The 26,142-nt window shown below is 61.2% G+C and carries 26 protein-coding genes and 1 pseudogene; 12 read left to right on the top strand and 15 right to left on the bottom strand.

What is annotated here, in order from left to right:
• Nucleotides 1-8: 8 nt before the first annotated feature.
• From maiA to hmgA, 3 genes are read right to left on the bottom strand one after another with little or no spacing between them, the layout of a single operon-like run.
• A complete protein-coding gene (maiA, locus tag RB216_RS05025) occupies nt 9-644 on the bottom strand; it encodes a maleylacetoacetate isomerase (RefSeq protein WP_028618959.1) in 636 nt (211 codons plus the stop codon).
• A gap of 12 nt (nt 645-656) precedes the next feature.
• Nucleotides 657-1,943 carry a fumarylacetoacetase gene (fahA, locus tag RB216_RS05020; protein ID WP_028618958.1) on the bottom strand — a complete coding sequence of 429 codons (1,287 nt, stop codon included), beginning with the start codon at nt 1,941-1,943 and terminating at the stop codon, nt 657-659.
• 3 nt (nt 1,944-1,946) lie between these two features.
• On the bottom strand, nt 1,947-3,230 hold the full coding sequence (gene hmgA, locus RB216_RS05015) for a homogentisate 1,2-dioxygenase (RefSeq protein ID WP_068937376.1): 1,284 nt from the start codon (nt 3,228-3,230) through the stop codon (nt 1,947-1,949).
• A 120-nt stretch (nt 3,231-3,350) separates the two neighbouring features.
• On the opposite strand from hmgA, the gene RB216_RS05010 reads away from it, so the two are divergent.
• The gene (locus tag RB216_RS05010; RefSeq protein WP_308908380.1) at nt 3,351-4,130 is read left to right on the top strand and encodes an IclR family transcriptional regulator; all 780 of its coding nucleotides are present in this window, start codon (nt 3,351-3,353) and stop codon (nt 4,128-4,130) included.
• A gap of 1 nt (nt 4,131) precedes the next feature.
• Here the strand turns inward: RB216_RS05010 and dacB are convergent, their stop codons facing one another.
• From dacB to RB216_RS04975, 7 genes are all read right to left on the bottom strand, one after another.
• On the bottom strand, nt 4,132-5,577 hold the full coding sequence (gene dacB, locus RB216_RS05005) for a D-alanyl-D-alanine carboxypeptidase/D-alanyl-D-alanine endopeptidase (protein ID WP_308908379.1): 1,446 nt from the start codon (nt 5,575-5,577) through the stop codon (nt 4,132-4,134).
• A 51-nt stretch (nt 5,578-5,628) separates the two neighbouring features.
• Complete coding sequence (locus RB216_RS05000) at nt 5,629-8,052, bottom strand: TonB-dependent siderophore receptor (protein ID WP_308908378.1); 2,424 nt, start codon at nt 8,050-8,052, stop codon at nt 5,629-5,631.
• A 109-nt stretch (nt 8,053-8,161) separates the two neighbouring features.
• Nucleotides 8,162-9,097, bottom strand: a complete 936-nt coding sequence (locus RB216_RS04995; RefSeq protein ID WP_068937379.1) for a glutathione S-transferase family protein — start codon at nt 9,095-9,097, stop codon at nt 8,162-8,164.
• Between the two features lie 75 nt (nt 9,098-9,172).
• The gene (locus RB216_RS04990; protein WP_016978233.1) at nt 9,173-9,448 is read right to left on the bottom strand and encodes a GIY-YIG nuclease family protein; all 276 of its coding nucleotides are present in this window, start codon (nt 9,446-9,448) and stop codon (nt 9,173-9,175) included.
• Nucleotides 9,449-9,485: 37 nt separating this feature from the next.
• Nucleotides 9,486-9,956, bottom strand: a complete 471-nt coding sequence (locus tag RB216_RS04985; RefSeq protein WP_016978232.1) for a nuclear transport factor 2 family protein — start codon at nt 9,954-9,956, stop codon at nt 9,486-9,488.
• Nucleotides 9,957-10,048: 92 nt separating this feature from the next.
• Nucleotides 10,049-10,684, bottom strand: coding sequence for a response regulator (locus RB216_RS04980; RefSeq protein ID WP_028618952.1), 636 nt, complete (start codon nt 10,682-10,684; stop codon nt 10,049-10,051).
• A gap of 186 nt (nt 10,685-10,870) precedes the next feature.
• Nucleotides 10,871-11,605: a response regulator gene (locus RB216_RS04975; RefSeq protein ID WP_032864551.1), complete on the bottom strand. Its 735-nt coding sequence runs from the start codon at nt 11,603-11,605 to the stop codon at nt 10,871-10,873.
• A 488-nt stretch (nt 11,606-12,093) separates the two neighbouring features.
• On the opposite strand from RB216_RS04975, the gene RB216_RS04970 reads away from it, so the two are divergent.
• The 9 genes from RB216_RS04970 to RB216_RS04930 all read left to right on the top strand — a co-directional run bounded on the left by RB216_RS04970 (nt 12,094) and on the right by RB216_RS04930 (nt 20,175).
• Nucleotides 12,094-12,708, top strand: a complete 615-nt coding sequence (locus RB216_RS04970; RefSeq protein ID WP_122686168.1) for a DUF1120 domain-containing protein — start codon at nt 12,094-12,096, stop codon at nt 12,706-12,708.
• 44 nt (nt 12,709-12,752) lie between these two features.
• Nucleotides 12,753-13,373, top strand: a complete 621-nt coding sequence (locus tag RB216_RS04965) for a DUF1120 domain-containing protein (protein WP_028618949.1) — start codon at nt 12,753-12,755, stop codon at nt 13,371-13,373.
• Nucleotides 13,374-13,431: 58 nt separating this feature from the next.
• A complete protein-coding gene (locus tag RB216_RS04960; RefSeq protein ID WP_028618948.1) occupies nt 13,432-14,070 on the top strand; it encodes a DUF1120 domain-containing protein in 639 nt (212 codons plus the stop codon).
• Complete coding sequence (locus tag RB216_RS04955) at nt 14,036-14,392, top strand: hypothetical protein (protein ID WP_308908377.1); 357 nt, start codon at nt 14,036-14,038, stop codon at nt 14,390-14,392. The genes RB216_RS04960 and RB216_RS04955 overlap by 35 nt, the downstream gene beginning before the upstream one ends.
• A 68-nt stretch (nt 14,393-14,460) precedes the next feature.
• Complete coding sequence (locus RB216_RS04950; protein ID WP_028618947.1) at nt 14,461-15,177, top strand: fimbria/pilus chaperone family protein; 717 nt, start codon at nt 14,461-14,463, stop codon at nt 15,175-15,177.
• Between the two features lie 143 nt (nt 15,178-15,320).
• A complete protein-coding gene (locus tag RB216_RS04945) occupies nt 15,321-17,750 on the top strand; it encodes a fimbria/pilus outer membrane usher protein (RefSeq protein WP_308908376.1) in 2,430 nt (809 codons plus the stop codon).
• 10 nt (nt 17,751-17,760) lie between these two features.
• Nucleotides 17,761-18,885, top strand: coding sequence for a DUF1120 domain-containing protein (locus RB216_RS04940; protein WP_308908375.1), 1,125 nt, complete (start codon nt 17,761-17,763; stop codon nt 18,883-18,885).
• A gap of 17 nt (nt 18,886-18,902) precedes the next feature.
• Nucleotides 18,903-19,514, top strand: a complete 612-nt coding sequence (locus RB216_RS04935) for a DUF1120 domain-containing protein (protein WP_028618944.1) — start codon at nt 18,903-18,905, stop codon at nt 19,512-19,514.
• 10 nt (nt 19,515-19,524) lie between these two features.
• Nucleotides 19,525-20,175, top strand: a complete 651-nt coding sequence (locus RB216_RS04930; RefSeq protein ID WP_028618943.1) for a DUF1120 domain-containing protein — start codon at nt 19,525-19,527, stop codon at nt 20,173-20,175.
• Here the strand turns inward: RB216_RS04930 and RB216_RS04925 are convergent.
• Both RB216_RS04925 and RB216_RS04920 read right to left on the bottom strand, forming a co-directional pair.
• The gene (locus RB216_RS04925) at nt 20,172-21,425 is read right to left on the bottom strand and encodes a CynX/NimT family MFS transporter (RefSeq protein ID WP_308908374.1); all 1,254 of its coding nucleotides are present in this window, start codon (nt 21,423-21,425) and stop codon (nt 20,172-20,174) included. The two genes, RB216_RS04930 and RB216_RS04925, sit on opposite strands and share 4 nt — an antisense overlap.
• Complete coding sequence (locus RB216_RS04920; RefSeq protein ID WP_305383644.1) at nt 21,415-22,074, bottom strand: FadR/GntR family transcriptional regulator; 660 nt, start codon at nt 22,072-22,074, stop codon at nt 21,415-21,417. Before RB216_RS04920 ends, RB216_RS04925 begins: the two co-directional genes overlap by 11 nt.
• Before the next feature lie 159 nt (nt 22,075-22,233).
• Here RB216_RS04920 and RB216_RS04915 point away from each other — a divergent pair.
• A pseudogene (locus tag RB216_RS04915) lies at nt 22,234-22,534 on the top strand (type II toxin-antitoxin system MqsR family toxin).
• Nucleotides 22,531-23,022, top strand: a complete 492-nt coding sequence (locus RB216_RS04910; RefSeq protein WP_308908373.1) for a type II toxin-antitoxin system MqsA family antitoxin — start codon at nt 22,531-22,533, stop codon at nt 23,020-23,022. The pseudogene RB216_RS04915 and the gene RB216_RS04910 overlap by 4 nt, the downstream one beginning before the upstream one ends.
• A 52-nt stretch (nt 23,023-23,074) precedes the next feature.
• Here the strand turns inward: RB216_RS04910 and RB216_RS04905 are convergent, their stop codons facing one another.
• From RB216_RS04905 to RB216_RS04895, 3 genes are read right to left on the bottom strand one after another with little or no spacing between them, the layout of a single operon-like run.
• Nucleotides 23,075-23,839 (bottom strand): amino acid ABC transporter ATP-binding protein, encoded by a 765-nt coding sequence (locus tag RB216_RS04905; protein ID WP_003171943.1) that lies wholly within the window; start codon nt 23,837-23,839, stop codon nt 23,075-23,077.
• An 11-nt stretch (nt 23,840-23,850) separates the two neighbouring features.
• Nucleotides 23,851-24,948 carry an amino acid ABC transporter permease gene (locus tag RB216_RS04900; protein WP_068937386.1) on the bottom strand — a complete coding sequence of 366 codons (1,098 nt, stop codon included), beginning with the start codon at nt 24,946-24,948 and terminating at the stop codon, nt 23,851-23,853.
• A 10-nt stretch (nt 24,949-24,958) separates the two neighbouring features.
• Nucleotides 24,959-26,140 carry an amino acid ABC transporter permease gene (locus RB216_RS04895; RefSeq protein WP_016978214.1) on the bottom strand — a complete coding sequence of 394 codons (1,182 nt, stop codon included), beginning with the start codon at nt 26,138-26,140 and terminating at the stop codon, nt 24,959-24,961.
• Between the last annotated feature and the right edge of the window lie 2 nt (nt 26,141-26,142).

The raw sequence follows: 26,142 nt of genomic DNA, 5'->3' as shown, positions 1-26,142 counted from the left end.
TACAGGGGTCAGGGGGTGTCAGGTTGATTGGCGGGGTGGGCCTTGATAAAGGCAGGATGCTGCGCCGCCAACGCCGCCACCCGCCCAATGCGTGGATACGCCGCCAGCGGCACCTTGAAGCGCTCGGCCGCATACAGTTGCGGAATCAGGAAGGTGTCGGCCAACCCCGGCTGCTCGCCGAAGCAAAACCCTTGGTCGCCGATCAACTGCTCCACCGCGCCCAAGCCCTGGCTGATCCAGTGACCGATCCACTCCAGCAGTTGAGTCTCGTCATGCCCCCATTGGCGCAGCAAGTTCTGGGTGCTGGAGTTATGCAGCGGATGGATATCGCAGCCAATGATCGAGGCTACCGCGCGCTCATGGGCGCGGGTCGCCAGGTCTTTGGAGAGCAGCGGCACCTGTGGATAACGTTCATCCAGGTATTCGATGATCGCCGGCGACTGAATCAACAGTTCGCCCTCCTCGGTACGCAAGGCCGGGACGCGACCTTGCGGGTTGATCGCCAGGTACTCAGGCTGGCGGTGGGCGCCGCCCGCCGGGACCAGCAGGTTGACCGGCACCGCGGTGAAATCCAGGCCCTTGAGGGCCAAGGCAATACGCACCCGGTACGACGAAGTGGAACGGTAATAGGTGTAGAGTTCCATCGCCCTGCCCTCCTAGCGCGCCGCGATCACGGTGCCGCGGCATTCGCCGAAACCGATGGAGGCAAAGCCTTCACGGTTGCAACGCGCACGCAGGATGATTTCGTCGCCGTCTTCAAGGAACTTACGCACTTCGCCGGACGGCAATTCAACGGCTTTTTTGCCGCCTTCAGTCATTTCCAGCAGGCTGCCGAATTGACCGGTTTGCGGACCGGACAACGTCCCCGAACCAAACAGATCGCCTGCCTGCAATTGGCAACCGTTGACACTGTGGTGCGCCACCAATTGCGCAACCGTCCAGTACATATGCAGGCTGTTGCTCAAGGCCAGGCGATGGGCCGGCAGGTTCTGCTCGCGCATAGTGGCGGTGGTGAGCAGCACTTCCAGCTCGATGTCCAGGGCACCTGCGGCCTGGTCACGTTTATCCAACAGATACGACAGCGGTTGCGGGTCGCCCTCAGGGCGCGCCGGTTGCGCTTTGCGGAACGGTTCCAGGGCTTCGGCCGTCACCACCCAAGGCGAGATGGTGGTGATGAAGCTTTTCGACAGGAACGGCCCCAACGGCTGGTATTCCCAGGCCTGGATATCCCGTGCCGACCAGTCATTGAGCAGGCAGAAACCGGCGATGTGATCGGCCGCGTCACCAATGGCAATCGAATCGCCCATCTCGTTGCCCTGGCCGATCCAGATGCCCAGCTCCAGTTCATAGTCCAAGCGTGCGCACGGACCGAAAGTAGGTTCGGTCTGCCCGGCCGGCAGGGTCTGGCCTTTGGGGCGGCGCACGTCGGTGCCTGAGGTACGAATGGTCGAAGCACGGCCATGGTAGCCAATCGGCACGTACTTGTAGTTGGGCAGCAGTGGATTGTCGGGACGAAACAGTTTGCCGACGTTTTGCGCGTGCTCGATGCCGACGTAGAAGTCGGTGTAGTCATTGATCCGCGCCGGTACGTGCATCTGGCAATCGGCGGCGCGGTGCAGCACCTGCGCTTCACGGGTGTGCAGCTTGCTGCCTTCGGCCAGCAGTTCCAACAGGCGCTCGCGCAAGGCCACGCGCGGGCCGCGGCCCAGTTCAAAAAAGGCGTTCAGTTGGCCTCCGGCGGTCGCTTCGACGGCGCGACGGGCTTCACCGTCGAATTCATCGATGGCGGCGTGCAGATCCAGGATCGAGTCGCCAATCGCCACGCCAGCGCGTGGTGCCGAGCCGTTGATGCTGAACACGCCCAACGGCAGGTTTTGCAGAGGAAAATCGGTGTGACCATTGGCGGAGGCCACCCAGCTGCGGGTAAGTGTGGGCTGAGTCATGGGTTATCTCCGGTTCGGGTTGAAGGTGGCGGGCAGCGAGGCCCAGCACGCGTCATAAGTGGTTTGCAGTTGCGGGCAGTCCAGGGCGAACTGGGTGGGACGCAGCACTTGGCTGGTCTCGAACATGAAGGCCATTGTGTTGTCGATCTTGTGCGGCGCCAGCTCTACGTTGATGGCCTTTGTACAGGTCTCGCCGTCCGGGCCGTGGGCACTCATGCAGCTGTGCAGCGACGCGCCGCCGGGCAGGAAGCCTTCGGCCTTGGCGTCGTAGGCGCCCTGGATCAGGCCCATGTATTCGTTCATCAGGTTGCGGTGGAACCACGGCGGACGGAAGGTGTTCTCGGCCACCATCCAACGCGGTGGGAAGATCACGAAGTCGAGGTTGGCCAGGCCGTGGGTGCTGGTGGGCGAGGTCAGGACAGTGAAGATCGACGGGTCCGGATGATCGAAGCTCACGGTGCCAAGGGTGTTGAAGCGGCGCAGGTCGTATTTGTACGGCACGTTGTTGCCGTGCCAGGCGACCACGTTCAGGGGTGAATGGTCCAACTCGCAGGCCCAGAGTTCGCCGAGGAATTTCTGTACCAGCGTTGTCGGTTTCTTCTGATCTTCGTAGTGGGCGACTGGCGTCAGGAAGTCGCGCGGATTGGCCAGGCCATTGCTGCCAATAGGGCCCAGGTCCGGCAGGCGCAGCGGGGCGCCGTGGTTCTCGGCGACATAACCACGCGCCTGAGCATCCAGCAGCTCGACGCGGAATTTAAGGCCACGCGGCAGCACGACGATCTCCAGCGGCTCCACCTCCAGCACGCCCAATTCGGTGGCGATGCGCAGGCGACCTTGTTCGGGGACGATCAACAGTTCGCCATCGGCGTTGAAGAACACACGCTCCATGGAACGGTTGGCGCGATAGGAGTAGATGCTGATGCCTGAGGGCTTTTGCGCCGCCGAATTGGCGACCATGCCTACAAGCCCATCAATGAAATCCGTCGGTTCGCTCGGCAAATCCAACGGATTCCAGCGCAGGCGATTGGGCGTCACCGCCCCCAATGGCCCACCGGCCAATTGCCGCTCCAATTTGATGAAAGCAGGGTGATTGGCCGACGGCTGAATGCGGTACAGCCAGGTGCGCCGGGCTTCACTGCGCACCATGGTAAACGCGGTGCCGGAGAACAGTTCGGTGTACAGCCCGTAGGACACTTTTTGCGGGGAGTTCTGGCCGACCGGCAGTGCGCCGGGCAAGGCTTCGCTGGCGAATTCGTTGCCGAAGCCCGACAGGTATTCGAGGTTCATGGATCGTCCTCTGTAGGTCAGTTATTTTTATCGTAATCCAGTTACGCATAACGTAATTTGATCACTATCGACCGTCAAGCTATAAAGACGCCCATTCATCTCTTGGATTCTCGCCCTTTCATGGAAAAGCCCCGCGACACCGGTAAACAGAAAGTCCGCTCGGCCGAAGTGGGCACCGATATCCTCAAGGCGCTGGCCGAGCTGTCCCCGGCCACTTCGCTGTCACGCCTGGCCGAACACGTGCAGATGCCGGCGAGCAAGGTGCACCGCTACCTGCAGGCGCTGATCGCTTCGGGTTTCGCTGAACAGAACACCGCCACCAACCATTACGGGCTGGGCCGCGAAGCCTTGCGCGTGGGCTTGGCGGCGCTGGGCAGCATGGATGTGTTGAAGGTCGGCGCGATGCCCCTGGCGGAGCTACGCGATGAGTTGAATGAAACCTGCTTCCTCGCGGTATGGGGCAACCAGGGCGCGACCGTGGTGCAGATCGAACCCGCCGTGCGCGCCGTCACGGTGGTGACGCAATTGGGTTCGGTGCTGCCGCTGCTCAGTTCGTCCACCGGGTTGGTGTTCAGCGCCTTTCTACCGTCGCGGGAAACCGTGGAGCTGCGTGAACGCGAAATCCAGGCTGGCATCGCCCATGCCCTGGCAGATGACCAGGCCTACGCCACCGCGTGCGAACAAATCCGCAACCGTGGCCTGCATTTTGTGCATGGCTTGTTGATGCCCGGCGTCGATGCGTTATCCGCGCCGGTCTTCAACGCCATCGGCCGAGTGGCGGCGGTGATGACCGTGGTCGGTCCCACCTCGTTGTTCCATGCCGACGAAGACGGCCCGGCGGCGCAGCACTTGCTGGCGGCGACCCGGGCCGTGAGCTGGCGCATGGGCTATCAGCCCTGAACTAGTCGTGCCACTGCACCAGGGCCAGCGCCACGCGGTTTTCCAGGGCGCGGATCGGTGCGGCGGTGCTCAGGTAATTGTTGCTGATCATTGAAAACACCAGGCGCCGGCCCTGGGCGTCGGTGATGTAGCCGCTCAACGACGACACACCGGCCATGGAGCCGGTCTTGGCGTGCAGGTTGTTTTCCGCCGCCGTCCCGCGCAGACGATAACGCAGGCTGCCGCCGCTCATGCGATCGGTGTTTCCAGCGATTGGCAAAGCGTTGTACCAAGCGTCGAACCAAGGCTGTTTGGCCGTCGCCAGCAGCAGGTCGGTGAGGTTCTGCGAGGACACCAGATTGCGCCGCGACAAGCCCGAACCATCGACCTGGCTCAACGTCATCGGGTCCAAACCTTGACGGCGCATGAAATCCGCCACTGCCGCGACCCCCGCCTGCGCCGTCCCAGCATTGGACACCTTGCGCCCCATGGTCTTTAGCAACGCTTCGGACATGTTGTTATTCGACAGCTTGAGCAGCGGCGTGATCAGTGCATGCAAAGGCGCCGATTGGTGCTCGGCCAACACCCTGGCTGTTACCGGGGTTACGCCGCCGATCACACGCCGCCCCAGCACCTGAATGCCCTGCTGCGCCAGCGCCTGTTCAAACAGATTGGCCACCAGTTGCGTCGGTTCCCACACACTCACCCACTGTCGACTTTGCTTGCCGGGCGCCAACGCGCCGGTGAGTTGCAGCAGGTTGGTGCCGTGCTGGCGAGTGATGCCGTAATTGTTGCCGGGGCCGCTGACAGCGCGGTTGTTCAGTTGCACGTAGTCGGTGGACGGGCTCACCACCACACTGACCGGTTGGCCAACCATGGCGGGCGCCTTTGCCGTGACCAGTAGCGTGCCCGCATCAAAATCCGTGTTAGGCGATACGGTCAGCGCGGAAATCTGCGCGCCATAGTAGGTACTTTCGTCGTCCTGGGCCCAGTCCACACCCAGGCGTTCGGCGTCGAAAAAGGTATCGTCAAATACCAAGTCGCCCTGGATCTGGCGCACGCCCTGGCCCGCGAGCTGTGCCGCCAATGTCTGGTAATCAGCGAATTGCGTGGTCGGATCGCCCAGGCCCTTGAGGTACAGATTGCCGGCGAGGCGCTCACCTTGTTGCGCGCCGTTGCTCAGCAGTTGCGTGGAGAAGCGGTATTGCGGCCCCAGTACATCCATCGCCGCTGCGGTGGTGAGCAACTTGAGATTGGAGGCGGGAATCAGGCGGGTTCGCGGGTTGTGTTGATAGAGCGTGCTACCGCTACGGGCATCACGCACCATCAGGGAAACAGTGGCGCCGTTGAGGGCCGGGTCAGCCAGGAGTTGCTCCAGGCTTGCCGGGGTGGAAGTCGGTGAAACACTCGCGCAACCACCCAGCAAAACGCTCAAGCACAGCAGATGTAGCCATCGTCCAAAATGCATCAGTATCGTTTCCGCCAAGACATCAGTGGCGGCAACGCTACCATAAACTCCTTAGAACTCCAGGGTGCTGGACACCGACACCTGCCGCGCATCGCCCATGGACACAAACAAGCGGCTGGCCGCCGAGGTGTAGTAGACGCGGTCGAACATGTTCTTCACGTTGAGCTGGAACTTGACCTTTTGCCCATCGATCTTGGTGTCGTAGGTCGCGAAGGCATCCGCCACGGTGTAACCCGGCAAGGTGAAATCGTTGGCCGCATCGCCTGCACGTGCACCGACGTAACGCGCACCGGTGCCCACGCGCAACTGGTCGCCACCAAAGATGTTGCCGAAGTCATAGGCCACCGCCAGCGAACCGGTGTGCTTGGCAACGTTTTGCAGGCGATTGCCTTGCAGGGTCGGATCCTTGTCTTTGACGTCCAGCGCATCGGTGTAGGCGTAGCTGCCGATCAGGCTCACCTTGTCGGTCAACTGGCCGGTGGCGTCCAGTTCCAGGCCACGGGACCGCACCTGGCCGGCGATGCTGTAGACGGTGTTGGCGCCGGAGCCGACGGAGACCAGCACATTGCGCTTGTCGATGTTGAACAGCGCCGCGCTGGCGGTGATGCGTCCCGGAATGTCGAGCTTGGCCCCCAGTTCCCAGGACTTGGATTCCTCGGGCGTCAGGTCGCCGGTCAAGGTGCTGCCATCGGCCAAGGCGGCGATGGTGGAGTTGGGTTTGAACGATTCGGTGTAGCTGCCGTAGAACGACAGTTCATCGGTGTAGCGATACACCAGGCCCGCACGCGGCACCCAGGCCTGGCCGTTGCCGTTGGTGTTGGCCTTGAACGGCACGCCTTTGCCGGCGTATTGGTCATACATCTGATAGCGCGCGCCGGCGACGAAAATCCACTGTTCGTTCAGGTGGATGGCGTCCTGGAAGAACAGCGAATCACTGCGCAGCAGGTCGGTCTGGGCGCTGTCAGCGGGGCTGACGGTAGTGCCCGCGACTTCATTGCCGTACACCGGATTGTTGTAGTTGAAGCTGGTGGCGCGTGAACTCTGACGAATCAGGTCGGCGCGGTAGATTTTGCGGTACTCATCATCCAGGCCGAACACCACATCGTTCTGCAGGCCGAACACATTGACCTTACCTTCCAGGCTCGCGGTGGCGAAACGGTCCGTGGTGATTGCCCCTTGGGTGCCGTCCATCTTGCGGGTCAGGGTGCCATTGGTGTTCACCGCACTGACGCGCACTTGGCTGGCGTCGTAGGTCTCGCGGTTCCAGCTATAGCCGAAGTGAGCTTTCCAATCATCGTTCAAGTCGTGATCGGCTTCAAAACGGTACAGATCGGAACGGCCTTCCATGTTGTTGAAGGGTTCATCCAGACGCCGTGTGGCCGGGATGTCCAGCGGGTGATTGGTCTTGGGGTCGATGGCGGTGCCACGGTCAAACGGTGTGAGAAATTCGCGGTGTTCGTAGGCAAACAGCAATTGGGTGCTGTCGCCATACCAGGCCAGGGACGGTGCGATCAGGCTCTCACGGTGAGTGCCGAAGTTACGCCAATAGTCTTCGTCTTCATGGTCGACGATCAGACGATAGGCCAGGCCGCTGTCGCCAATCGGGCCAGTGGTGTCGAGGCTGCCGCCGCTGCCGTTCTTGCCGTCGCCGAAGGTGGAGCCGCGTACGGTCAGGGCGGTGGACTGCACCAGTTCAGGCTTTTTACTGACGATGTTCACCACGCCACCCGGATCCTGGATGCCGTAGAGCAACGACGACGGGCCCTTGAGCACTTCGACGCGCTCCGCCGTGGCATTCAATGCACGCCCCTGCACGATGGGCATGCCGTCGCGCATGATCGAACCGTTACGGTTGTCGCCAAAGCCGCGCAGCATCACCGCGTCCTGGGTACTGGCCAAGGTGTTCGCCTGGGTGATACCGCTGACGTTGGCAAGGGCATCATCCAGATTGCGCGGGGTCTGGTCGCGCAGTACCTGGGCGGGCACCACGTTGACGGTCTGCGGGGTTTCCAGCAGCAGCGCGTGGGAGCGCATCACCGAACTGGTGGGCGGCGGCTGGTAGCTGGTGCTGTCCTGGGCCTGGCCGGCACCGCTGATGGTCGTGGCGCCGAGGTTGACCGCGCCTTCCGTCGGCAGCGGTTCAAGGGCCAGGGTGCGGGCATCGATCTGGCGGAAAGTGAAGCCACTGTTGCCCAGCAGGCGTTGCAGGGCCTGGTTTGCACTCATCTGCCCGCTGACTGCCGGGGCGCTGAGGCCGTAGGGCGCTTCGTCGGTGTAGATCACGCTGATGCCGGTGACCCGGCTGAAGTCGCTCAAGGCCTGGGGCAACGGTTTGGCCGCCAGCGCAAAGTTAAACTGGGCGCTCTGCTGCTCCTGCGCCTGCGCCATACTCAGCGGCAGCAACGCCAACCCCGATACCGCCAATACCGAGGCTCCCAGCCACTGTTTAACCCAACCGCCCGCCGTCGACTTCATGCTGTGAGAACCCGTGTAGAAAACGCTGTTAATGCGAATAGATCGCAGTTTCAAGCACTACACGGATGGGCGGTGGATTTACCTCACCTTAATTTGCAAATATTTTTGTTTATTGCGCCTGGATGCGAAAACCCATGCGTGGGAAATGCACATGCACGGTGCCGGCACGTTCGTCGCTGCGGCGCAGGATCAGCTCTTCGCGGCCGGCAAACAGCAGTTCGCCCGCCACCGGGTCGGTGCCGTAGTCGGTGGCGCAAATGGTCACCTGCTGGCCAGCCTTGAAGCCGTTCAAGTCCTCAAAGACTTCTTCAGGCAGAACAGCCGGTGCCGCATTGCGCGATACGTCCAAGGCCTGATCGGCGCTCATCTGGGTGGATGTACCGTGGCCGAAACCCAGCACGCGATCCAGCCAAGCGGCGACGGCAGGATAGGCATCCACCAACGGCGACGTCACGGAAGAGCCTTTGAGGAACCACAGTGGGTGGGCCAGGGCAAAGTCGGCAATCGACGGCTCGCCGAACAGGAAATCCCCGGCCGGGTGCTGCAATTGCTGATTGATGCGATGGATGATCGTCGGCCATTGGTGCTTGGCCTGCTCCAATTGCACGCGGGTTGCGGTGCCGCCGCTGAACAACTTGCTGCGGTCAGCCACCAGCACCTGGATCATTTCCGGCGGCACCTTGGCAAATTTGACCGCCAGGGATTCCGGCTGGAACACCAGCGCCACGGCATGGGAAAACACCACCGAATCGGCCCAGGCGGCGAAGGCTTGGGTGACCAAATCCTGGCCTTGAGGAAACAGCGCCGGCGCGGACTTTTCCTGCTCCAGACGTCGGGCAATCAAGGCGGTGTCACAGTAGATATCCGCGCCGACTTGCAACACCGGCGTTTTGCGATAGCCGCCGGTCAGGGCGGTGAGGTCCGGCTTGGGCATCACCGGCGAGATATGCACCGAGCGCCAGGACAAACCCTTGAAACCCAGCATCAGGCGGGCTTTTTCAGCGAAGGGGGACTGCGGGTAGTGGTGGAGGATCAACTCAGACATGCCAGGCTCCGCTCTAGAAGTGAGCCGCTAGATTAGCCTGCAACACGCCGTTTGGGGACGATGGGAACCCATCAGTCAAATCAATGAACCGCTGGCCGCCAGGCACTCCTTGGCACTCTTTTTCAACTTCTTGATCAACCGCTCCTGACGCAACGCCTCACCCTTGCTCGCGCATTGCTCGGTGTACACCAGCGCCACGGCCGGGCTAGACAGGAAAAACCGCGCGCCCTTGCCGCTCTGGTGAGAAGCAAAGCGGCGCACCGGGTCATTGCTGATACCGCAGTACAGCGAGCCATTGGCAGCGCGTACAAGGTAGACGAACCAGGGTTTGGGTTCAGAAGGATCAGTCACAGGTCGATTCGGCTAATACAGAAGAGCGCCAAGCTTATCAACGACTGGCCTGAAATGCCTTCAAACCACGCAACGCCTGGGCACGCACGGCGTTTTTCACCAGCGGCGTCCAACCCAACAGCAAGCCCTTGGTGCCCAGCGCCTGCCGCGACCAACGCCACAGATCGAAGCTGTCGTGGTGCTCGCAGATCTTGCCGTCGCGAAACACAAAGCGCGCCTGGATATCGTTGACCACCGTGTTGCCGGTAGCACTGAACAAGTACGTCGCCACCCAATGGGCACTGCCACTGCGCTCATCGCTGCGCACGTTGTCGAAGGTCAGGGAAAAGTCTTTGGCCCGCGTGGTCAGCATGCGCCACATGTCCCCGGCATCACGGCCGTGCAGTTCGCCAAACGCAGGGTCACTGAACACCACATCGTCGGTGTAGCAGGCGGCCATGGCCTCGGCGTCCAGGCGCTGGAAGGCGCTGTAGAACTCAGTGATCAGGGCGTTATGGGCATCACTCATGGGCAGGCTCCGCGGGTGTCGAAAAGAGTAGGCGCACGATAAGCTGCCCGCGCCGCCAAGGCTACCGACATTCGCCACGCAAATAAGCGAGCTTACGGCACCATGCCACTACTGCGTGCGTAGGCGAACAAATCCACATCGGTGGAAATGCACAGCCGGCTCATCGCGGTGCTTTTCTGCTTGCTGATGGTCGAGATGCTGCGGTTGACCCGCGCCGCGATCTGGCTGACGGTCATGCCGCTGGCGAGCATACGCACCACTTCGCTCTCCTTGCCGGACAGCTGCGGGACCGCTTGCTGGTCCAGGGTGCCGGCTTCTTCCATTTGCTGGCGCAGGCATTCGCTGACAAACGTCTGGCCGCCACACACCGCCTTGATCGCTTGCGGCAACTCGCGGGCCGACGCACTTTTAGCGACGATAGCCCTGGCGCCGTGGGCAAACGATGCGCGCAGGGTGGCGACATTGGCAAACATGGTCACCAGTATCACCGGCATTTGCGGGTATTGCCGGTGCAGCAGGCCCAGCAAGCCATAACCATCGGCCTGTTGATTGCCCGGCATGGCGAAGTCAGTCACCAGCACGTCGCATGGCTGATGAGCCACCAATTCCAACAGTTGATCGGGACCATCGGCCTCGCCCACTACCTTGCATTTGCCATTGGCCTCGATCACTACTTTCTGCCCAACACGCACAATAGGATGATCGTCAGCAATAATTACACGGAGCATGGGAACCACCTGGATTGCCAGTTGAGTTGGTGCACGGTACCCCTAGTGGCTTTCAGCCACAACCGTTGACGGCCGGCGCTTTCCGGCGCCGCCCCGCGATTAATGAGCCATAGATCAAGCCCTACAAAATAAACAGAATTCACCTACGCGTAGAGGCTACAAAACAACCAGAAACGTCCTGCAAAACTACAGTGAGGACAGATATTTCAGGTACAAGCGAAGGTCCTTCAGCAGCACGCCGAGAGGCTGCGCATGCCTCTGCACGCCTTCCCTCGCCACGGCTTCGATCATCTGTATGCCGCGGGTTTCCAGGGCGCCTGCACCCAGAAACGCTACGCTGCCGATCAATCGGTGCAGGTGGTTTGCAGCGGCGCAGGCATCCCGTGTGCGCTTGGCCTCGGCCAGCGCCGCGAGGTCGATTTGCGCCTCTCGCACCAAGGTTTGCAACAGGTGCTTCACTGTCGCCGCGCTGCCGAAGGTGTCGACCAGGCTCATGCGGGTCGGCCAGTCCGGTTGTGCAGGTGGCCTGCGCTGCTCGCGCAGTTCCCCGGTAGCGGGAAGCCATACGGTGAGGATGTCGCGCAGTTGCTCGAAGGTCACCGGTTTGAGCAGCCAGGCGTCCATGCCGGCCGCCAAGCAACGTTGTATCTGCTCGGTTCCCAGGGTGACGGTGAAGGCAATGATCGGCATGCGCCCGGTACCGGCAATGCGCTCTCTGCGCCGTATTGTGCGGGTCATCACGTAGCCGTCCATGACGGGCATCTGGCAGTCCGTCAGCACCAGGTCCACGGGCTGTCGGTGCATCGCTTCAAGCGCGGCCCGGCCGTCTGCGACCATCACAAAGCCGAGCCCCAGTTTTTGCAGAATCCAGCCCAGCAAAATGCGATAGGCCGGGTGATCCTCGACCACCAATACCGTCAAGCCTTGCCACTTTACAGGCAACCCGCTTGACGACGAAAAGGCGCTCCCCGCGCCCTCGTCGGGTGGAGTACCCGGCTGCATGGTCACCTCGATTACACCGCCAGCCAACCAGGTTCGGGCGGCACAACGAACGGAGAAACAGGCTCGCCCATAACACTGGACGCTCCCTGAGCGTGCGCACAACTCCGAGCATTTACGTGAAGGGCTTACTGCGGGGGAGCACGTACAGTAGTCAATTGCGTGCCTTTAAACGATACAACAACTACGAAAAATCCATTAATCCTACACAAGTCAACTCTGCTTCTGACGACCCTCTCAGCCCTGGACGATTGTCGTATTTATTGTATTTGCGAGACCGCCTCCCAACGATAGATTTCCCGGCGTCCCCAGAGAGGGATGCGACTGACCACTCCAGGCGGTCGCAACGTAGCTGCAGACGGCCACTGGCACCGTCATTATTCAGCCTTGGCACCGGAAGCTCTTAAAACATGAAAAAGTCCCTAGCCGCCCTCACCGCCGTCTTCACCCTTGCCGGTAGTGGCATGACGTTCGCCGCAAGCACCACAGAGCTGACCGTCACAGGCATGATCACTCCAAGCGCCTGCACCCCAAGCCTGTCCGGGAACGTGAATTACGGCAAGATTTCGATAAAAGACCTCGACCCCAACACCCCGACACACCTGGACCCCATCACGATACGACTCAACGTTCTCTGCGATGCTGCCACGTTAATTGCGTTAAGAGGCACCGACAATCGCTCCGGGTCGTCAACCATACTCGACGGCTATGGCTTGGGCCTGACAAGCAACAACGTCAAAATCGGCAACTTCACTCTTTCCCTTGAAAACGCCGTGGCCGATAACGTCGACGTTACGCCCCTCCAATCATCTGATAACGGTCAAAACTGGCAGGTCATTGGGAACGCTATCTGGCAGGGAACGACGCTGGCGGCGTTTGGCATTCCTGGGAATCCACAGCCGACCATGATCCAGAATCTGAATACGGACATTGTGGTGATCGGCCAGATCGACAGAGCCATGGGTTTTCCCTCGGAAGAAACGCCAATCGACGGTTTAGCCACGATTGAGGTCGTGTACCTGTAACTCTTCTTCCACACAGGGCATTCCCCCTAGAGGTTATTCGATCCATGGATAAATCGACCCCTGCAGTATTGGCGGCACTGCTGATCATCTACCTGCCTCAAGCCTCTGCCGCCAGCAGCACCGACCTCAACGTCTCCGGCATGATTACGCCGAGCAGTTGCACGCCCACGTTGTCCGACGGGGGGGCGATTGACCACGGCAAGATCACCGTCAAAGACCTCAATCAAGACAGGCACACACTGCTGCCCCCTGACACCTTGCAGTTGAATGTGCGGTGCGAAGGCTCGACGTTGTTTGCCTTGACCACGCTCGACAACCGTGGCGGGACGGCGGTGATTCCCAACCACCACGGCCTGGGCACAACCCCCAACGATGAAAACCTGGGCAGCGTTGCGCTGGTATTGAGTAACCCTGTAGCGGACACACTGGCGGTGCGCACCATCGTATCCCTGGATGGCGGCACCCAATGGGCCGCAGGTTCGCATTTAAGCCACCTCAGTCTGCTCGCCATCGCTTCGATGGATGACCCTCCCCGGCCGATTGCGGTGACGACCTTCGATGCGGACATTGTGTTCTACACCCGGATTGCCCGCGCCGACAGCCTGACCCTTAACGATGAAGTGCCCGTCGATGGGCATGTGACCGTGACCATGCGTTATCTGTAATACCCGTACATCCCTGTACGCCCCGTATCCCGACCCCGTCAAAGGAGCTTTAACCGACATGAAAAAACTACTCTGCACCAGCGTCGCTGGCCTGCTGATCGGCAGCGCTTTGCCAGCGTTTGCCGCGTCCACCACCGACCTGACCGTCAAGGGGATGATTGTACCCTCGGCCTGCACGCCGAGCCTGACGCCAGGCGGCACCATCAATGTCGGCCGGTTTTCGGTTAAAGACCTTAACCAGGATGCCCGAACGCTGCTGACCCCAGTCAGCTTGCAACTGAGTATCAACTGCGAGGCATCGACGCTGTTTGCAATGACAATCACCGACAACCGCGCCGACTCCGCAGACCCCGCAGTCGGCGTAGTCGAACTGGGCATCGGAAGAACTGCCGCCGGCGAGCCTATCGGCGGCTATTTAGTGTCCCTCGACAAGGCCATCGCCGATCAGGTCCCCGTCCAGCCGATTGGGACAATGAACAACGGCAACACCTGGTTCCGCATGTTTTCAGACGAGGGATGGCAAACCAACATGCTGGTCTCAATTAAACAACCCGGTGCAGCATCGGTGCCTATTCCGGCCAAGGACACGCAGATGGAATTCTTGGTAAACCCGTTTATCTATCCGGCCAAGAACCTGACCATCTCCCAAGACACAGGCATTGATGGCTCGGCCACGATCAGCGTCGTGTACCTGTAACACAAGCGCTTGGCTCTACGCCCGTACCATCCGCGAGCGCCTCGGTTCGGTCAGCCTGTCGGTGCGCGGGTCGGTTGGCGACGCCCAGCCGCTGCAAACCCTGATCTCGCCCGGCAAGGGCGAGAACTGGACGCCGGATCCGTACATGTATCCGGGCCAGTACCTGGGGTTTGCCCGAGCGGGCGAGACACTACCGGCGCCCATCCGGCAACTAGTGGCCTCCCTGCGGGTAGACACCTCGATCAGCCCGGCCAACACCTTGACGCTCAACGAGCGGGTGCCCCTCGATGGCTCGATCACGCTGGACCTGCGGTACCTCTAACTAACACCGCGCCGCCGATGCCCGGTTGATTCACCGGGTGCAGGGCGGCCTCTCTGAAGAGACCTGTCATGAAACTGTTTTTTTCCGTTTTTCGCTGGGGCCCCGGGCTCTGCTGTGCTGTGCTGGCAGCACTTGGCGCAACCGCCGCGCGTGCCGATGGCATGGTCCCGGACACATCGGTGGTGATCGTCAACGAGGCTGACGGCGAAGCCAGTGTGTCGGTGACCAACACCGATAACAAACTGGCGCTGTTGCACGTGACTCTCGAAGACATTCCCGAGGACAAAAATACGCTGTTGTTCGTGACACCACCGCTCACACGGGTCGAAGCGTCCAAAAGCCAGCTGGTGCGGTTCATTCTGCAAACGGGCGAGCCGTTGAAAACCCAGCGCCTCAAACGTGTGATTTTCGAAGGCATGCCTGCCCAACGCGACCCCGCCAAGGCAGGACGCGCCCAAGTGGGCGTGACCGTACGCCAGAATCTGCCGGTGATCATTCATCCCAAGGGGCTCGCGCCTAATCGCACGCCCTGGCTGGGCCTGACCTGGACCTTGAAGGCCGACCAGCTCAGCGTCCACAACCCCACGTCGTATGTGGTGCGCATGGCTCAGGAACTTCAATTGATGCCGGGCAACGGCGCGGCAATGCTACCGCGCACCTATGTGCTTCCCGGCGAAACACTGACCGTGACCGCCAGCAGTTCCGGCGCCACCCGCGTGCGCTTGCAACCTGCCACGGTGTATGGCTTTGCCGTCACCGCCCACGACGCGCCCATCACCCTGTGAAACAGCGGCGCCAGGGAAGCAAAGGCGCCAATAATAACGAAGTGGTCACCTACTGAAGGCCACCGGGAAAGCCCCCTGCCGCGATAGGAAATCCGAGTCGGGCCCTCCCCCCCCAAGAAGAGTGCACTTGTGTGAACACAGTCATGAGTTACCGTGACGGCAAAGCCGTGCCCGGCGTTGCACCACGCCTGGCACTAATGGCACTGGCCCTCTGTCCGGGCCTGCTGACACACCAGGCTTGGGCAGAGCCTCCCTCGACGGCCGCTGCCTTTGACCAGCAAACATTGCGCCAGCGCGGGATCGACCCTGAACTCGCGGGCCTGCTGATGCAGGCACCACGTTTCACCGAAGGGCGCCATGCGCTCAGCCTGACAGTCAACGGCCAACGGCGTGGGCGCGTCGATGTCAGCTTCGATCAGCAAGGCACGCTGTGCTTCGACCCGCTGTTGCTGGACGCCGGGCAACTGGTGACGCCGTCATCGGGCCCCGTAGAAGAAAGCAGCTGTTATGACTTTCTCCAGGACTACCCGCAAACCGTGATCGAGCCGGACCCAGCCAGCCTGAGCCTGGCGCTGGTGGTGCCCACACAGGCCCTGCGCCCGGTCACCCAGGACATTTCGGGGTATCACACCGGTGGGTTTGCCGCGTTGCTCAACTATGACGTGACCGGCCTGTACAACCGCTACGGCGGCGACTCCAACCGCTTCGGCTCGGCCAATACCGAGGTCGGTTTTAACGCGGGAGACTGGATTGTGCGCAGTCGCCAGGTGCAAACCTGGCAGGACAGTGTCTCCAGCACCACACACCTTGACGCCTACGCTCAACGCACGTTCGCCAGCCATCAGGCGGTGTTGCAGGCTGGGCAGATCAACCTCTACAACCCGGTACTCGCAGGCGCGCAAATCAACGGCATGCAAGTGCTCACCGAACAGGCGCTGCAAGACCAGAACCAGGGCGCGACCATCGATGGCATCGCCAATGGCCCGGCCCAGGTGGAGGTGCGCCAGAACGGGACCTTGATTCACTCCACAGTGGTGCCCGCAGGCCCGTTCACCCTGAGCAATGTGCCGCGCCTCAACGGGCGCTCCGACGTTGAAGTCACCGTCAAGGAAGCTACCGGCGAAGAACGCCGCTTCACCGTGCCCGCCGCAATGCTCGGACTGGGGCTACCGGCGCCGGGCTTCTCGGTTGCCGCCGGGCGGGTGCGCAATATCGGTGATGGCGAGGGGGTCGAGCCGTGGGTGGTGAGTGCCGGCTACAGTGCCGCGCCACACCCGCAGGTCAGCCTGGGCAGCGGCGTGTTGGCGGCCGAGGATTACCGATCGGCGGGCGTGAGCCTGGGGCTGTTGCCCTGGCAAGACAGCCAGGTGCAATTCAGCGTGGTCGCCTCCGAGGCCACTCGACGTACCCGCGAGCGCGGTGTGCAGACCGACTTGGCGTGGTCGCAGAAACTGAGCGACCGCTGGTCAGTCACGGCGGCCAACTCCTGGCGCACCCCGGGCTACCGCGACCTCACCGAGTCGACCTACACCACCGACACCCGCGAGCAGCAACGTTCGCGCTACCGCGACCAGCAGAGCGCAACCACCTCGTGGTCGCACCCATGGCTGGGGGCATTCAGGGCGGGGGTTTCGCGCTCGTCCTCGTTCCAGGGCGACAGCAGCAGCCGTGCCTTGGCGTCGTGGGGTACCCAGGTCGCTGGGATGTCGGTGTCCGCCACCGCCGAATGGCCCATGAGCGGTCGCCGTTACAACGACGACAGGGTGTACCTGACGCTCAGCGTGCCGCTTGGGGAAAATCGCCGTGGCCGCGCGTGGATACGCAATGCCGGCGGCGAACACCACACAGGGCTGGGCCTGAATGAACAGATCAACGATCAGTTGGCCTATCGGGTCGGCGTCGAACGTGACTCGCGCGACCGCGAAGTCGAATCATCCTTAGGCGTGTCCGCGCTGCCGTACTACAGCCAAATGGACTTCAACTACACCCGCTCCGATGCCGAACGCTCCAGCTACCAGGGCGGCGCACGGGGCGCCGTGGTGTTGCACAGTGACGGCGTGACGTTCTCACCCTACCCGGTGCGCGATACCTTCGCTGTACTGTCGATAGGCGACATGGCCGGCATCAAGGTCAACACCCCCAGCGGCCCGGTGTGGACCGACTGGCAAGGCCAGGCCGTAGCCTCCCAGCTCAGCGCCTACGGACGCAGCCCACTCGAAGTGCAAACCCGCTCACTGCCGCGCAATGCCGATATCAACAACGGCCTGGCTGTGGTGACGGCCGGGCGCGGCGCGGTGGACCGCGTCGAGTTCGGTGTAGCCCTGACCCGTCGAGCACTGCTGACCCTGGACAGACCCGTGCCAAGAGGCTCGACGGTGACCACCGAAGACGGCGAATTCATCACCCTGGTCCAGGAAAACAACCAGGTGTTCCTGCCCGATGTCCTCGACACGCGCACGCTGTGGATCAAAGCCCCCGACCAACGCCGCTGCCATTTGCGCTTCGAGTTGCCGGCCAAGGCCGACCCACACGTGTACTACGAAACGGCCCCGGCCCGCTGCCAGACCCCTTGAGGAAAAGCCTATGAAGCTTCACCACTGCCTCACAGCCTTGCTGCTCTGCGCCAGCGCGGTACAAGCCCAGGACGAATGCCGCTTGGACCTCAGCGAATCGCGCCTGGACTTCGGCCTGATGAACCGCGCCGTTCCACCGACCCCGGCAGCAGAACGACTGCTGGGCGAACGGCAATTGTCCCTGACCTTGAACTGCCCGCAACCGCAGGACATGAGCCTGTTCTACCGTGCTATGGCCGCCGGCATCGAGCGCCTGCGTTTCACCGACGGTGGCAGTTACCAACTGCACGTGCGTGACGGTGTGCTGGATGGGCGCACCGTTGAACTTGGCTTGCTCGCAGGCCAGGGCCAGGCGCCGAGCCTGGTCGGCGCAAATCTGAGCTGGCGTGCCGACCATGGCGTCGTGCCGATGATCGATGGCCAACCCGCCATGGGCCGCAGCTTTTCGGTACAACTGCAGGTCAGCGCCTGGGCCCGCGAGGAGGCCGTGCGGGTGCGCGACGCTGTGACCTGGGAAACCTCCGGCCTGGTCGATGCTCCCGCCTCGGGGCGCTCGCGGGAACTGAGCCTGCAAGCGCGCTTCGCGCCGGCGGCGTGCACGCCCAGCCTGTCCAACAATGGCACCGTGAACTTCGGCAAATTGTCAGTCGGCGACCTGAACCACGACAAAGACACCGCCCTGCCGGAGCGACCGCTGACCCTCACGGTGAACTGCGACGGTCCAGCGCCCTTTGCACTGGTGATGCACGACAACCGCGAAGGTTCCGCCACCGGAGGCCTCGATGAAACGGCCTATGGTCTGGGCCTGGACACTCGCGGGCAAAAAATCGGGCGGTATTACCTGCTTGCCGACCCGACCCAGGCAACCGCCGACCATCTGCCCCAGCTGTATCGGACGGGCTCCACCACCGGCGGCACAGCCTGGAGCAGCGCCAGCGCCAGCCCACTACCTCTGGGCGCGCGCAGCTTGCTCGGCTTCACCGGTACAGCCGGCGGCACCGACGGCCCCCACGCCCTGCAAACCCTCAGCGCGCTACTGAACCTGAAGGCCGTTATTGCGCCACTCAACACCCTGGACCTGAGCAATGAGGTGCGACTCGACGGTTCGGCCACCCTTGAAATCATCTATTTCTAAGCAACATCGGAGCCCACATGTTTTATCGATACCTGATTCTCACAACCATTTTTCTAAGCGTTCTGGCGCACGCGGGCTCCACCACGGAGCTGAGCGTCACCGGCCGGATCACGCCCAGTGCCTGCGAGCCGACCCTGAGCGCTGCTGGGCAGTACGACCTGGGCAAGATTTCGGCCAGGGATCTGAACGTCGACCAGCCAACCCGACTAACTGCGCATGAGCTGCAACTGAAAGTCACTTGCGAAGCCATGACCCTGCTCGCCCTGGAGACCAGAGATAACCGATCCGGCTCCAGTTACAGCGATAGGCTCTATACATTTGGCCTGGGGCTGATCAACGACGCAATCAAGCTCGGCTACATGACATTAGAGCTCAACTCCATCACGGCGCAGGGAACCCCGATGTACGCCCTCGGTTCGACGTGGGCGGGCTGGGGCCCGACGTCGATTTTGTCGCCCGAATTCCTCACAGCATTCACTCCCAACAAATCAATGGCCGTCCCAGCGCCGGTCCAGCTGTTGAACGCAAACGTGCAGATCGCCCCAACCATAGCCCCTGCAAACACACTGCCGTTGACCGAAGAAGTACCCATCGACGGGTTCGTAACCCTGACTGTGAAATACCTATAGGAGCTACCCCATGAAAACGTCACTGATCTTTCTGACCGCCGCTGTAGGGCTGGTCAACGTTTTACCGGCCCATGCCGCCTCCACCACCGACCTGAGCGTAAAAGGCCTGATTACACCGGCCTCCTGCACACCGATCCTGTCGGGCAACGGCAGGGTCGAGTTCGGCAAAATCTCCCAGCAAGACCTCAACCTCACCACCGGCAAGCGCCTGCCACGCAAATCGCTGAATCTGACGCTCACCTGCAACGGCCCAGTACAGTACGCGTTGCGCATGCGCGACAATCGCGACGGTACGGCCCACGTCAACAGCGAGATTTTCTATGGACTGGGCCTCGATAACAGCGGCAACAAGATCGGTTTGTATTCGTTGACCTTCGACCCCAAGCAGACCGCGGCCGATAGCTGGGCGCCTGTCTATGGCACTGAGTCCACCGTCGGCGGCCTCGCCTGGCGCGTGGCCAACCTGAAACCCATCGATATCGGCGCTCGAAGCCTGCTCGGCTTTACCGACATCGAGGGCAGTACCGCCGGGCCGGCAGCAATCCAGAACCTCACCAGCACCCTGACCCTGGAGGTGGTGATCAACGCCAAGCAGAACCTGGACCTGAGCACCGACATCATGATGGACGGCTCAGCGACCCTGGAGGTGTTGTATCTCTAGATTTTCTCGCTGCTGACACCGACGTATTTCGCCCGCCCGGCACCGAGGCCCGCCACGATCGCGCCCAGGCCAATCAGGGCGAACACCCAACCGGTGGCGGCCCAACCGCCGGTCCAATCGTGGATCAGGCCCACCGCCAACGGCCCGAGGGACGCCAGGGTATAACCGATGCCCTGGGCCATGCTCGACAGGTTGGCCGCCACGTGAGCGTCCCGCGAGCGCAGCACGATCAAGGTCAGCGCCAGGCTGAAGGTACCGCCCTGCCCCAGGCCCAGCAGGATTGCCCAGCCCCATAAACCGTCGATCGGAGCATACAGGCACCCGAACAGACCGCCGAGGGTCAGCACCATCACCACCACGATGGCCAGGCGCTGGTCCTTGCCGCGCGTGGCCAACCATGGCGCGGTGAGGGCGCTGAGCAATTGCACGATGATCGAACCGGACAGCGCCAACCCGGCTTCGGTGGGGCTCAGGCCACGACTGATCAGGATCGACGGCACCCAACCAAACACGATGTAGGCCAGGGACGACTGCAGGCCCATATACAGCGTCACCTGCCAGGCCAACGGGTCACGCAGAAGGCCCTTCACGCGGTAAGCGACGCGATGCGCACCGTGTTTCTGACCGACTTGCGGCAACCAGAACAACGCCGCCAGCAGTGCTGGCGCAATCCAGAAGCCCAGACCGATGTTCCAACTGTCACCAAAATAATGGCTGAGCGGCACCGTGGCCCCCGCCGCCAACGCCGCCCCCAGGCACAGCGCCATGGTGTAGACGCCCGTCATAGTGCCGGCCTGCTTGGCGAAGTCACGCTTGACGATACCCGGCAGCAGCACGCCAATGATGCCGATGCTTGCACCCGCGATCAGGCTGCCGGCAAACAGCCCGACTTCACCGAATGAGCTGCGCAGGAGGATGCCGGCAGCCAGTGTCAACAGAATCCCCAGTACGACGCGCTCGGCGCCAAAACGCCGGGCAAGTATCGGTGCCAGGGGCGCGAACAACCCCAGGCACAGCACCGGCAAGGTGGTCAGCAGGCCGGCTTTGGCGGCGGACAGGCCCAGGCTGGTCGACACGTCGTTGAGCAACGGCGACAAGCTCGACAGCGCTGGGCGCAGGTTCAGTGCCACCAGCACCAGCCCGCACAGCAACAGCCAGAGACGGCTGACCACCGGAGGGGCGTGTTGCACCACCTCGTCGTCGGCTTCGGCGTCGATCAACAGTTCATCAAGCTTGGTTTCAGGGTTCATTGATCAACTGCCGGCAGAGGGATTTGGCACGTTCCGGGTCTTGATGCTCCACGGCATCGAGCAACGCGATATGCAGGTCGAACACCGTCTGGCGACGAGGCGAGATGGTGAGGGTCTGGCGCAACTGGGCGCCGACAATGGCTGAGAAATACTGATACAGCTCACTCAGCGCCGGATTGTGCGCCGCATCCACCAAGTGTTTGTGGAACACCAGGTCGGCGCTGATATAGGCCTCCAGGTCGCCGTGGTAAAGCGCGGCACTGGCATCGAGGGCTTCACGCAGCTTTTTCAGGTCTTCGTCGGTGCGGCGCAAGGCTGCCAGGCTGATCGCCTCCACTTCCAGGATCTGCCGCGTTTCCTGCGCCTGCGCCAGGGTGCAGTGGGACAACGCCCGCATCGTGCCCAGCGGGTCGGTCATCGAACGCAAATAGCTGCCGTCGCCCTGGCGGATCTCGATCAAGCCGGAAAACGCCAACACACGCATGGCTTCGCGCACGGTATTGCGGCTGATACCGAGTTCGGCGGACAGCTCCGGCTCGGTGGGCAGGCGTTCGCCGATGGCCCACACGCCCTGGCTGATGCGCAAGCGCAGTTGCTCCAAGGCCTGATCCACCAGGGAGCGTTTGATCAGGGGGGCGATGTCTGTCATGGGATTTGCACTTTCGTCCAATCATAGGATGAATTTTCCTACAGCCTATTCGGAGTTGCCTACAAAGGCAACGCACTAGGGTTCTTAGGCAGGAAAAGGAGCAGTATTTTCGATTGGTAAAATTACCCTCTGAGGGTAATTATTGGACTCAGGTGTCTTATGGAAAAGTACACACCTCATTACGATTTGGCGGTGATAAAGGCGGATGTGAGGCGGCTTGGCAGGAGAGCGTTTACCCAGACAGCACAACGGTGCGGCCGGGAACTCCACTTCAGTATCAAGGAGATGCAGCATGCCATCTATGAGTTACAAAACTGGATGTTGTACAAGTCGATGACCACTCATAGGGACCATCGAATTTGGCAGGACGTGTATCACACGCACTCAAAAGATAGGGAGATTTACATCAAGGTCACTTACTCCCCGGACGGTGATCTCCTTCAAGGAGAAGAACCTATGAAGGTAAAAAATTGCTACATCTGTGGCGCCCCCGACGCATTGCATTATTTCGAGGGCCGCAGTGAAACCATGAGGGTCAAAGGTATGGAGCGCCGGGTAGACAATCTGTCCGGCTGGGAATGTCACGAATGCGGCGACGGCTTCTGGGACCCCGACACCGATAGTGCGGATCGTTATGGAGAAGCAGGCGATGAACTCGTCATAGCGGCCCAAAAGATGATTGGCGCTGAGATGAAACGTATCCGCCGCAAATTGCACCTTACCCAAAAAGAGGCGGTGAAATTGCTGTCCGGTGGCGGCCACAACGCTTTCTCTCGCTACGAACGTGGCGAGCTTCTTCCCCCCAAACCGCTGGTATTATTGATGCGGTTATTGGATCGTCACCCGCATTTGCTGGCGGATGCAGAAGTCTTAGCCGAAGGCGCTGACATGCGTGGCGCCTTCACCTACACCGTGAACAACGACGCTGAAGCACTCAAAGCGTCCTAGCCCCAAAAAAATAAACCCGGCACCAGGCCGGGTTTATTCATTCAACCTTCGATCAATGCAAAATCTGGCTCAAGAACAACTTGGTCCGATCATTCTGCGGGTTGTCGAAGAAGTCATTCGGCGCTGCCTGTTCCACGATTTCGCCCTTGTCCATGAAGATCACGCGGTTGGCCACGGTGCGCGCAAAGCCCATTTCGTGGGTTACGCACAACATTGTCATGCCGTCTTCGGCTAGGCCGATCATGGTGTCCAGCACCTCTTTCACCATTTCCGGATCGAGTGCCGAGGTCGGCTCGTCGAACAGCATGATCTTCGGCTTCATGCACAGCGCACGGGCAATCGCCACGCGCTGTTGCTGGCCGCCGGACAGTTGCCCCGGAAACTTGTGAGCCTGCTCCGGGATACGCACGCGCTCCAGGTAGTGCATGGCAATTTCCTCGGCCTTGCGCTTGGGCATCTTGCGCACCCACATCGGCGCCAGCGTGCAGTTCTGCAGGATGGTCAGGTGCGGGAACAGGTTGAAGTGCTGGAACACCATGCCGACTTCGCGGCGGATCGCTTCGATCTGCTTGAGGTCGTTGGTCAGTTCCACGCCATCGACTACGATGCGGCCTTGCTGGTGTTCTTCCAGGCGGTTGAGGCAGCGGATGGTGGTGGACTTGCCCGACCCCGACGGGCCACACAGCACAATACGCTCGCCCTGCTTGACGTTGAGGTTGATGTCTTTCAACACGTGGAACTGGCCGTACCACTTGTTGACGCCCTGCATCTGGATAATGCCTTCAGGGCTCACAGGCTGTTTGATCGCTTCGCTCATAACAACAACTCCTAACGCTTGTGGCCTGTGTCGAGCTTGTGTTCCAAATGAATGGAATAGCGCGACATACCAAAACAGAAAATCCAGAACACCAGGGCCGCGAACACGTACCCTTCGGTGGCCATGCCCAACCATTTTGGGTCGGCGGCGGCTTGCTTGACGCTGTTGAGCAGGTCGAACAGGCCGATGATGATCACCAGGCTGGTGTCCTTGAACAGCGCAATGAACGTGTTGACGATGCCAGGGATCACCAGCTTCAGGGCTTGCGGCAGAATCACCAGGCCCATGCTGCGCCAGTAACCGAGGCCCATCGCCGCAGCGGCTTCGTACTGACCTTTTGGAATCGCCTGCAGGCCACCGCGCACCACCTCGGCCACGTAGGCCGACTGGAAGAGGATCACGCCAATCAATGCACGCAGCAATTTGTCGATACCCATGCCCTCAGGCAGGAACAACGGCAGCATCACCGAGGACATGAACAGCACGGTGATCAGCGGCACGCCACGCCAGAATTCGATGAAGGTCACGCAGACCACTCGAATCGCCGGCATATTCGAACGCCGTCCCAACGCCAGCATGATGCCCAGTGGCAACGCGCCGGCGATGCCGACAGTGGCGATCACCAAGGTCAGCATCAGGCCGCCCCATTGGCTGGTCGCCACGTTGGTCAGGCCGAAGATCCCGCCGTGCAGCAGGAAGTAGGCAATGATCGGGTATAGCACCAGAAAGCTCAGGCCGTAGACCGCCTTGCGCTGGAAGCGCGAGATGAACAACGGCGCCACGCCAACAATGGCCAGCCACACGGTAAGGTCTACGCGCCAGCGCAGGTCGCCGGGGTAGTAGCCGTACATGAACTGCCCGAAGCGCTGTTGGATAAACACCCAGCAGGCGCCTTCCTTAGTGCAATCGGCGCGCGTGGTGCCGACCCAGTTGGCATCCAGGATTGCCCAATGCAGGATCGGCGGCACCACAAGGTAGATCAGGTAAAACGCCAACAGGGTCAGCAGGGTGTTGAGCCAGCTGGAAAACAGGTTGGCGCGCATCCAGGCCATCGGCCCGAACACTTTGTTCGGCGGCGGCATATCCGGTTTGAAAGTATGTGAACTCATGGGCGTTTCCTCACCGCTCGATCAGCGCAATGCGCTTGTTGTACCAGTTCATCAGCAAGGAAATGCTGATGCTGATCGCCAGGTACACGCTCATGGTGATGGCAATGACTTCGATGGCCTGGCCGGTCTGGTTGAGCACCGTGCCGGCAAACAGCGAAACCATTTCCGGGTAACCGATACCGGCGGCCAGCGACGAGTTTTTCGCCAGGTTCAGGTATTGGCTGGTCAGCGGCGGGATGATCACTCGCAGTGCCTGCGGAATGATGACCTTGCGCAGCGTCGGCCCAGGGCGCAGGCCCAGGGAGCGCGCGGCTTCGGTCTGGCCATGGCTGACGGACTTGATGCCCGAACGCACGATCTCGGCAATAAACGCTGCCGTGTAGACGGTAAGCGCCAGGGTCAGTGCCAGCAGTTCAGGGATGAGTACCCAGCCGCCGACAAAGTTGAAACCCTGCAGCTTGGGCATTTCCCAGTGCAGCGGTGCACCGAAGATCAAGGCGCACAAGGCCGGGATCACGATGAACAGCGCCAGGCCCGCCCAAAACTTATGGAAGGGGACGCCGGTGGCTTCAAAGCGCTTGTTGGCCCAGCGTGCCATCAGCACGATTGCCACGATGGCAACGACGATGCTGACCACGAACGGCCAGAAACCGTCAGCGGCAATCGCTGCCGGCATGTTCAGGCCACGGCTGCTGACAAAGAAGGTATCGCCGAAGTTATGGCTGTTGCGCGGCCCCGGCATGGTCAGGAACACCGCGAAGTACCAGAACAGGATTTGCAGCAGTGGCGGAATGTTGCGGAACACCTCCACATACACGGTCGCCAGCTTGTTAATCATCCAGTTCGGCGACAGCCGCGCCACGCCGATGACGAACCCGAGCAGCGTCGCCAGGATCACGCCGATAAACGTCACCAGCAAGGTGTTGAGCAAACCGATCACAAACACCCGGGCATAACTGTCCGATTCGGTGTAATCGATCAAATGCTGCGCGATGCCGAAGCCGGCACTGCGCTCAAGAAAGTCGAAACCCGAGGTAATGCCTCGGTGCTGAAGGTTGGTCTGGGTATTGTTGAAGAGGTACCAGCCCAGCGAGACCACCGCCACAATCGTGATGATCTGGAAGAGCCACGCACGCACTTTGGGGTCGCTGAAGCTGAGCTTCTGCTTGGGTGCGCCGATTTGTTTTTGCATGA

The organism is Pseudomonas canadensis (assembly GCF_030980095.1).
Taxonomy (GTDB): Bacteria; Pseudomonadota; Gammaproteobacteria; order Pseudomonadales; family Pseudomonadaceae; genus Aquipseudomonas; species Aquipseudomonas canadensis.
Note: the sequence above shows the minus strand (reverse complement) of the source record. Positions and strands in the feature narration are given on the sequence as shown.

Coding starts and splice junctions, on each gene's coding strand:
- maiA (WP_028618959.1), bottom strand. CDS start 644: ATGGAACTCTACACCTATTACCGTTCCACTTCGTCGTACCGGGTGCGT.
- fahA (WP_028618958.1), bottom strand. CDS start 1,943: ATGACTCAGCCCACACTTACCCGCAGCTGGGTGGCCTCCGCCAATGGT.
- hmgA (WP_068937376.1), bottom strand. CDS start 3,230: ATGAACCTCGAATACCTGTCGGGCTTCGGCAACGAATTCGCCAGCGAA.
- RB216_RS05010 (WP_308908380.1), top strand. CDS start 3,351: ATGGAAAAGCCCCGCGACACCGGTAAACAGAAAGTCCGCTCGGCCGAA.
- dacB (WP_308908379.1), bottom strand. CDS start 5,577: ATGCATTTTGGACGATGGCTACATCTGCTGTGCTTGAGCGTTTTGCTG.
- RB216_RS05000 (WP_308908378.1), bottom strand. CDS start 8,052: ATGAAGTCGACGGCGGGCGGTTGGGTTAAACAGTGGCTGGGAGCCTCG.
- RB216_RS04995 (WP_068937379.1), bottom strand. CDS start 9,097: ATGTCTGAGTTGATCCTCCACCACTACCCGCAGTCCCCCTTCGCTGAA.
- RB216_RS04985 (WP_016978232.1), bottom strand. CDS start 9,956: ATGAGTGATGCCCATAACGCCCTGATCACTGAGTTCTACAGCGCCTTC.
- RB216_RS04980 (WP_028618952.1), bottom strand. CDS start 10,684: ATGCTCCGTGTAATTATTGCTGACGATCATCCTATTGTGCGTGTTGGG.
- RB216_RS04970 (WP_122686168.1), top strand. CDS start 12,094: ATGAAAAAGTCCCTAGCCGCCCTCACCGCCGTCTTCACCCTTGCCGGT.
- RB216_RS04965 (WP_028618949.1), top strand. CDS start 12,753: ATGGATAAATCGACCCCTGCAGTATTGGCGGCACTGCTGATCATCTAC.
- RB216_RS04960 (WP_028618948.1), top strand. CDS start 13,432: ATGAAAAAACTACTCTGCACCAGCGTCGCTGGCCTGCTGATCGGCAGC.
- RB216_RS04955 (WP_308908377.1), top strand. CDS start 14,036: ATGGCTCGGCCACGATCAGCGTCGTGTACCTGTAACACAAGCGCTTGG.
- RB216_RS04950 (WP_028618947.1), top strand. CDS start 14,461: ATGAAACTGTTTTTTTCCGTTTTTCGCTGGGGCCCCGGGCTCTGCTGT.
- RB216_RS04945 (WP_308908376.1), top strand. CDS start 15,321: ATGAGTTACCGTGACGGCAAAGCCGTGCCCGGCGTTGCACCACGCCTG.
- RB216_RS04940 (WP_308908375.1), top strand. CDS start 17,761: ATGAAGCTTCACCACTGCCTCACAGCCTTGCTGCTCTGCGCCAGCGCG.
- RB216_RS04935 (WP_028618944.1), top strand. CDS start 18,903: ATGTTTTATCGATACCTGATTCTCACAACCATTTTTCTAAGCGTTCTG.
- RB216_RS04930 (WP_028618943.1), top strand. CDS start 19,525: ATGAAAACGTCACTGATCTTTCTGACCGCCGCTGTAGGGCTGGTCAAC.
- RB216_RS04925 (WP_308908374.1), bottom strand. CDS start 21,425: ATGAACCCTGAAACCAAGCTTGATGAACTGTTGATCGACGCCGAAGCC.
- RB216_RS04920 (WP_305383644.1), bottom strand. CDS start 22,074: ATGACAGACATCGCCCCCCTGATCAAACGCTCCCTGGTGGATCAGGCC.
- RB216_RS04910 (WP_308908373.1), top strand. CDS start 22,531: ATGAAGGTAAAAAATTGCTACATCTGTGGCGCCCCCGACGCATTGCAT.
- RB216_RS04905 (WP_003171943.1), bottom strand. CDS start 23,839: ATGAGCGAAGCGATCAAACAGCCTGTGAGCCCTGAAGGCATTATCCAG.
- RB216_RS04900 (WP_068937386.1), bottom strand. CDS start 24,948: ATGAGTTCACATACTTTCAAACCGGATATGCCGCCGCCGAACAAAGTG.
- RB216_RS04895 (WP_016978214.1), bottom strand. CDS start 26,140: ATGCAAAAACAAATCGGCGCACCCAAGCAGAAGCTCAGCTTCAGCGAC.